At 67.3% G+C, this 6154-nt stretch carries 7 protein-coding genes; 6 read left to right on the plus strand and 1 reads right to left on the minus strand.

What is annotated here, in order from left to right; translation table 11 throughout:
* The 4 genes from ACRDSQ_RS09240 to ACRDSQ_RS09255 form a co-directional block, all read left to right on the plus strand.
* On the plus strand, window positions 1-614 hold a 614-nt coding region (locus tag ACRDSQ_RS09240), incomplete at its 5' end, for a phage distal tail protein (protein ID WP_431420425.1).
* A 10-nt stretch (window positions 615-624) separates the two neighbouring features.
* Window positions 625-1908 (plus strand): hypothetical protein, encoded by a 1284-nt coding sequence (locus tag ACRDSQ_RS09245; RefSeq protein WP_431420426.1) that lies wholly within the window; start codon window positions 625-627, stop codon window positions 1906-1908.
* The gene (locus ACRDSQ_RS09250) at window positions 1908-3104 is read left to right on the plus strand and encodes a hypothetical protein (protein ID WP_431420427.1); all 1197 of its coding nucleotides are present in this window, start codon (window positions 1908-1910) and stop codon (window positions 3102-3104) included. The genes ACRDSQ_RS09245 and ACRDSQ_RS09250 overlap by 1 nt, the downstream gene beginning before the upstream one ends.
* A gap of 3 nt (window positions 3105-3107) precedes the next feature.
* Window positions 3108-3848 carry a hypothetical protein gene (locus tag ACRDSQ_RS09255; protein ID WP_431420428.1) on the plus strand — a complete coding sequence of 247 codons (741 nt, stop codon included), beginning with the start codon at window positions 3108-3110 and terminating at the stop codon, window positions 3846-3848.
* Window positions 3849-4292: 444 nt separating this feature from the next.
* On the opposite strand, the gene ACRDSQ_RS09260 is transcribed toward ACRDSQ_RS09255, so the two are convergent.
* The gene (locus ACRDSQ_RS09260; protein ID WP_431420429.1) at window positions 4293-4760 is read right to left on the minus strand and encodes a DUF4429 domain-containing protein; all 468 of its coding nucleotides are present in this window, start codon (window positions 4758-4760) and stop codon (window positions 4293-4295) included.
* Between the two features lie 111 nt (window positions 4761-4871).
* Between ACRDSQ_RS09260 and ACRDSQ_RS09265 the strand changes: the two genes are divergently transcribed.
* Together ACRDSQ_RS09265 and ACRDSQ_RS09270 are read left to right on the plus strand one after the other, a co-directional pair.
* On the plus strand, window positions 4872-5171 hold the full coding sequence (locus tag ACRDSQ_RS09265) for a hypothetical protein (protein ID WP_431420430.1): 300 nt from the start codon (window positions 4872-4874) through the stop codon (window positions 5169-5171).
* Between the two features lie 2 nt (window positions 5172-5173).
* Window positions 5174-6154 (plus strand): glycoside hydrolase family 25 protein (locus ACRDSQ_RS09270; RefSeq protein WP_431420431.1); only part of this gene is annotated, 981 nt, incomplete at its 3' end.

The following is a 6154-nucleotide window of genomic DNA, read 5'->3' on the forward strand; positions in this document are numbered from 1 at the left end:
CCACGGCGATTCGGGATCAAGCCGACGAGGAACCGCTCGTTGTGCGGCTGCACGGCGTTCTGTATCAGGTCATGGCCCGCTGCGTGCGCCGTACCGCGCCGTTGGACGCGCATTACGCGCTGGGCAAGGCCAAGGGCGCGATCCAGTGGAAGACGACCGGGTCGGACGTCGTGCAGCTGCCGCAGGAGGATGTCCCGATCGGCTTGCCCGCCACGGTCTCGGACGGCCTCATCCTGCCGCTCACATTTGCGCTCGACATGGGGCCGGGCCAGACCGGCGGCGAGGCCGTCGTCACCAACAACGGCAACACCGACGCCTGGCCGCTGTTCCGCTTCTCCGGGCCGGTTACAGGCCCGCGGATCACCGCGCCGGACCTCGGCGGCTCGCTCGTCTTTGACCCGGCCTGGACCGTCCCGGCAGGACAGATGATCGAGGTCGACACCGACGCCCGCACGGTCACGATCGTCGGGACCGACGTGTCCCGTGACGACCGGCTGTTCACGCGGCAGTGGTTCCCGCTCGCGCCCGGCTCGACCCGCATCCAGTGGTCCTCGGCGGGCGCCTACGACCCAGCCGCGGACCTTCACGTGCTCTACCACCACACCAGCAACTAAAGGGGGATCCGTGGCCGAGCGCGCCAGCCTCTTCGTGTCCAATGCCGCCGGGGTTCCCGGCCCCATCACCGCCCTCGACGGCCGCTACGGCATGGCTGCGGGCTTCCAGGGCTCCGGGCTGGTCAGTGCGCGCAGTGGGTTTCGGCCGTCGGCGTCCGCGCCCGGCCTGGTCACCGCGACGGGCACGCCGAACAAGTTCATCCACGTCGCCCCGTTCCAGCGCATTCAGCAGTCGCTTCGCGGCGGCGGCGTCTACGTGCAGACCAACGACGCCACGATCGACATCAACGTCATCGACACCTACCCGCCCGACGCCACGAACTCGCGCAGGGACTTGGTGATCATCCATCAGCAGGACATTGGTTTCGCCGAGGCCGACAGCCAGATGCGGGTCCGCTACGTCACCGGAACGCCGGGCTCCGGATCGGATCCCTCCCTCGCCGCGTACCCGGAATACCGCACCCTGGCGCGGGTCATCGTGCCGCCGAGCGCGACCGTGATCAACCCCGGCGACATCACCGACCTGCGCAACTCCGACAGCGTCCTCTACACCGTCGCCACCGGAGGCATCCTCCCAATCGGATCCGTCGCCGAGCGCGCCGCGATCGTCGCGCCCTACGAGGGCATGGCGATCTACCGCACCGACCGGGACTGGGTCGAAATCTTCGACGGCACGGCGTGGCGAGTGCAGGGCGTCGCGGTGTGCAGCTCGACCGCCGACCGCGACTCGGCGATCACCAACCCCTACTCCGGCCAGCTCGCCCAGCTCATCAACAGCGGCGACCCGCTCTACCAGTACGACGGCAGCACGTCGTCGTGGGTGCTGATCACGATCGCCCCGATTTACTGCCACGTCTACCAACTCACCGGCGCCACGCAGAACGTCGTCAATTTGACCCCGACCGCGCTCACCTTCACTGCCGAGGTCATCGACACGCACGGCTTCCACAGCACTTCGACCAACACCTCGCGGGTTACCCCGTCGATCCCCGGCCGGTACCGGGCCCGCGGCATGGTCGCGTACACCGGCGCCTGCGCGGGCATGTTCAACGCGCAAATCCGCAAGAACGGGGCCGCGCTGCTCGGCGCGACCCCGTACGAGAGCAAGCAGGCGATCAACCAGGCCTTCCTGGCGAACACCTGCAACGCGCCCGAGGCGACCGTCTCGTGCAACGGGACGACCGACTACATCGAGTTGTGGACGAACCACCAGTTCGGCGCAACCACGCCGACGTTCGCGAACGGGACCGATCAGCAGTCCTACCTGCTCGTCGAGTACATGGGGCCGAACTGATGGCCACGCAGTGGACTTACCTGATCAGCGACCTCGCGACGAACAGAACGATCGCCGACGTCCCCCTCTCGCAGGTTCGCGCCACCAAGGGCGTCAACATGTGCGGCACGCTCCAGGCGAGCTGGGTGCTCTCACGGCACGCCTCCACGACCAGGCGCGACCCTTACGACCTGACCACCCCGGCCCGCCGCGTGGTCTACCTCCTTGAGGACGGCGCTCCGCGGTGGGGCGGGATCATCTGGACCTCCGGCTACGACTCCTCGACGCACACGGTGACCATCGGTGCCGCGGACTGGTGGTCCTACTTCGACCACCGGTTGATCTTGCCGGTCCTGGGCGGGTGGACGACCAGGACGGACGGCACGCGCGTACAGGGCAACCCGTACTACGTCAGCGGCCTCTCGACGACGTACACCGGAGTCGAGCAGAACCAGCTCGCTCGCAACCTGATCGCGCTCGCCCAGTCGCACACCGGCGGGAACATCGGGATCACGGCGGACGGCTCGTCGTCGGGGATCTTCCGCACCCGCACCTACCTCGGGTCGGCACTCAAGTCCGTCGGCTCCGCGCTCGCCGACCTCGCGGGCGTGATCGACGGCCCAGACGTCCTCTTCGACGCCGGTCCTGTCGACGCGAACGGGCGACCCACCAGAGTTCTCAAGCTTGGCACGCCCCAACTCGGGCAGGCCGGCTCCGCGCACGTGTGGCAGGACGGCGGCAACATCATCGGGCTCAAGTGGTCCCGGTCGGCCGCGGGCATGACCACGCGCCGATTCGCGACCGGCAAAGGGATCGAACTCGGAATGCCGGTCGCCATCACCGAAGACCCCGCCCAGTACACCAACAGCCGGTGGCCGCTGCTGGAATCGACCGCGGGCTACGACATCGAGGTCGCCCCAACCACGCCCTACGCCGGGTTCGCCACCCTGCAGGGACACTCCGACGGCGACCTCTCCCGCACCCGCTCGCCCGTGGTCCTGCCCACGCTGATCGTGCGCACCGACCAGGCGCCGAGCCTCGGTGCAATCTCTCCGGGCGACGACGGGCGCTTGGTCATCCCAGCCGGGCACGAGTTCCTCCGCACGGGCTACGACGGTCCGGTCCGAGTCGCCCAGATCGCGTTCACCCCGGACGCGCGCCAGGTGCCAAGTGCGGAGCTGGTGTGCAATCCGCTCCTCGAGGGACTGGGGGTGTAGACCATGGCACCGATCAACCAGCCAGCTGACCTCTTATCGCAGGTTCAGGACCTACGCCGCCAACTCGACGAGCTGCGCCGCACCGTCGGCCTGTCATCGGCCACGATCAACCGCGGCGGACTCTCTCTGCTGAACGACGCCTTCCTCAAGATGATCAACGGCTCTGGCGTGCAGGTGCTCTACTTCGGCCCGGACGAAAGCGGCAGGCAGATCATCCGCATCCGCCGCGATGGCGGTAGCGACGTCCTGTGGACGGGATTCACCGGCAACGGGAACCAGTTCTGGCGGCTGACCGATCGGTTCGGGAACCGCGAGTTGTTCTCGGACGACACAGAGAACGGCGGCATCGCCCGTCCTTGGCTCAGCGTGCCGATGGTGCCGAGGTTCTCGATGGCGGCAAGCAGCGTGTGGGGCTATATGAACCTCGACGCAGCAGCCCTCGCCAGCGAAACCGTCTTGTGGGTCGGGCGGATCCCCTTGGTGGCGCACTCGTACCTGAACATTACTGGAGTATGGGGCCGTGCCTCGGGGACCCCGGACACGACGTACAGGGTTCGGCTGAACGGCACCCAAGTCGGATCATGGGCGGTCACGGGCAACGCCATCGAGGACTTGCGTGGACCGTGGCTGATCAGCAGTTTCCTGGACCAGTCGAATGTCAAGGTCGAAGTGACAGCAGTCGCTACCGGAGCAGGCGCTGTTGCTTGTGAGGTGCAGGGAGTCGGCCTACGGCAAACGCCTTAGCCCCAGGAGAGGCAACTGCCGTCAGGCGCGAATGTCGCGCATGTCGACGGACGTGTGGCCACAGATGTTGGATTCGTCGCGGGCGCTGTCGTTGCGGTCACCATCGGGCCGGTCGTCACAGGCTGCTCGGAGGTCGGTTCTGCTTGCACCACCGCGCCTGGCGCCTTCTGGGCAGGCTTGCCAGCGGTCGGCTGCCCAGCGCCGGGCGCCGCCTGTCCGGATGTGCCAACCGGCGCGTCCACGGCCGCCGCCGTCGTCGTCGCGGGCGCCGACGTGACCGCGGCTGGCGCGGATGCCTCGGCGCCTGCGGGTCCAAACTCCGGCCCGGCAGGCATGGCCTGTCCTGGACTGAGCCAGATAGCGAGACCAACCAGCGCCCCTGCTGCGACGGCGAAGACGCCGCCGATAGCCCATCTGTTCTGCAGATCCACTGAATCCCCCTGATCAGCCGATCAAGCGCGACTTGGCTGCGCTGAACTCGGCGTCGGACAGCGCTCCGGACTGATGCAACTCGGACAACCGCTGAAGCTGGCCCGCAATATCTGCCTGCGGCGGTGCTGGCGCAGGCGAAAAACCCCGCGCCATAGCGTCTTCCACCGCTGACCGTAGCCGCTCGAACTGCGCCTGCTGCGACTTTGTGAAGACGACCGAGTTCTCGTCGCTCGTGGCATCCATGGTCTGCCGACCAAATCGCGACCGACGCTCGTCGCCACCAGACATCGAGAACTCGATGAACCCGTTGACCATCGGGCCTGCCGGCTTGAGCTGCACGGCGCTGATCTTGCTCACGTGGATCCGCTTCTGGCCCTTGCCGATTGTGAACCGGTTGAGCCCCTTGCGGCTGATGGTGACGAACTGCCCGTCGAAGCTGACTGAGCCGCCGAGGTATCCCTTGGCCTCGATCTGATCCATAACGACTTCTGGCCCCCAGTCCTCGGCGTCACGCATCCGACGCCGTCACGCCTATATATCGCGGCCAAGGTCAATTTCGTTAGCCCACATCACCCAATTGGAGGACGCCTCGTGGAAGTTCCACCGGGCAGCGCGATCACCACGCCCAACGAAATGTTGGCCGAAATCCGCGCAGTACATAAGGGCGTCGAGGAGATCGGCGGCGACGTCAAGCGACTCGCGACGGTGCTACCCGACCACGAGGAACGGCTCCGCGTCTTGGAAAAGGCACAGGCCGACGTCGACAAGGACGTGCCAGACCACGAGGAGCGAATCCGGACGCTCGAACGCTGGCGCTGGGGCCTGGCCGGGGTCGTCGGCCCGATCAGCGGCGGCATCGGCGCAGCCATCACCAAACTGATCGGAGGATGACCTTGTCTGTCCTATTCGGAACCGACATCAGCCACCACAACCGCGGCTTCGACTTCGCTCGAGCTCGACGCGAGGGTGTCCTGTTCACTCTGCTCAAAGCGACCGAGGGCGCCACATACGTCGACCCGACGTTCTCCACCAACCTGGCGGCCGCGCACGCGGCCGGGCTGCTCACCGGCGCGTACCACTACCAGCGGGCAGACTCGACCGTCGCTGCGCAGGTCGCCAACATCAAGCGTCACGTCCCGCGCGATGTGCCGCTGGCCATCGACGTCGAACGCAACTCAGGCGGCCCGGACATCACCCGCGGCCTCGTCGCCGGTCTTCGCGCCGAGGGCTACCGGGTGATCCTGACCTACTTCCCCCGCTGGTACTGGCAGCAGCTCGGCTCTCCATCGCTGGCCGGTTTGCCGCCACTGTGGTCGAGCCGCTACCCGGACAACATCGTCGGCTCCATCGCCGACGAGTACGCCGACGTCCCCGCGTCCTACTGGACCGGCTACGGCGGCCTCGATGTAGCGGTGCTCCAGTTCAGCAGCTCGGGCGCCGTCGCCAACTTCACCACCGGCCGCATCGACACCAACGCATTCCGCGGCACTCCCGCCGCACTAGCCGCACTCTTCGGCGGCACCACCAGCAAGGAGGACGACGAATTGAGCTGGGACCAGAAGTTCACCGCGCCCAACGGCAAAGCGTTCAGCGCGTGGGAATACCTCGTGTGGGGCAACTTCTACGCGAGCAACGCGGCGACCGGGATCGTCGCGCTGACCACCCTGGTCGGCGACATCACCAAGTCGCCCGACATCACCGCCGACGCGGTCGCGCAGATGATCGACACGTCGGTCGCGCGGCACTCCCCGACCGCGCAGCAGACCGCCGCGGCGCTGCTGCCGCTCGTCGAGTCGATCGCCACCACGGTGCTCGGCGCGGACAACGAGGAGCAGGCCAAGGAGATCCTGCGCCAGCTCGGCGCCGAGCTGGCC

The organism is Actinokineospora sp., assembly GCF_050699995.1.
Lineage (GTDB): Bacteria > Actinomycetota > Actinomycetes > Mycobacteriales > Pseudonocardiaceae > Actinokineospora.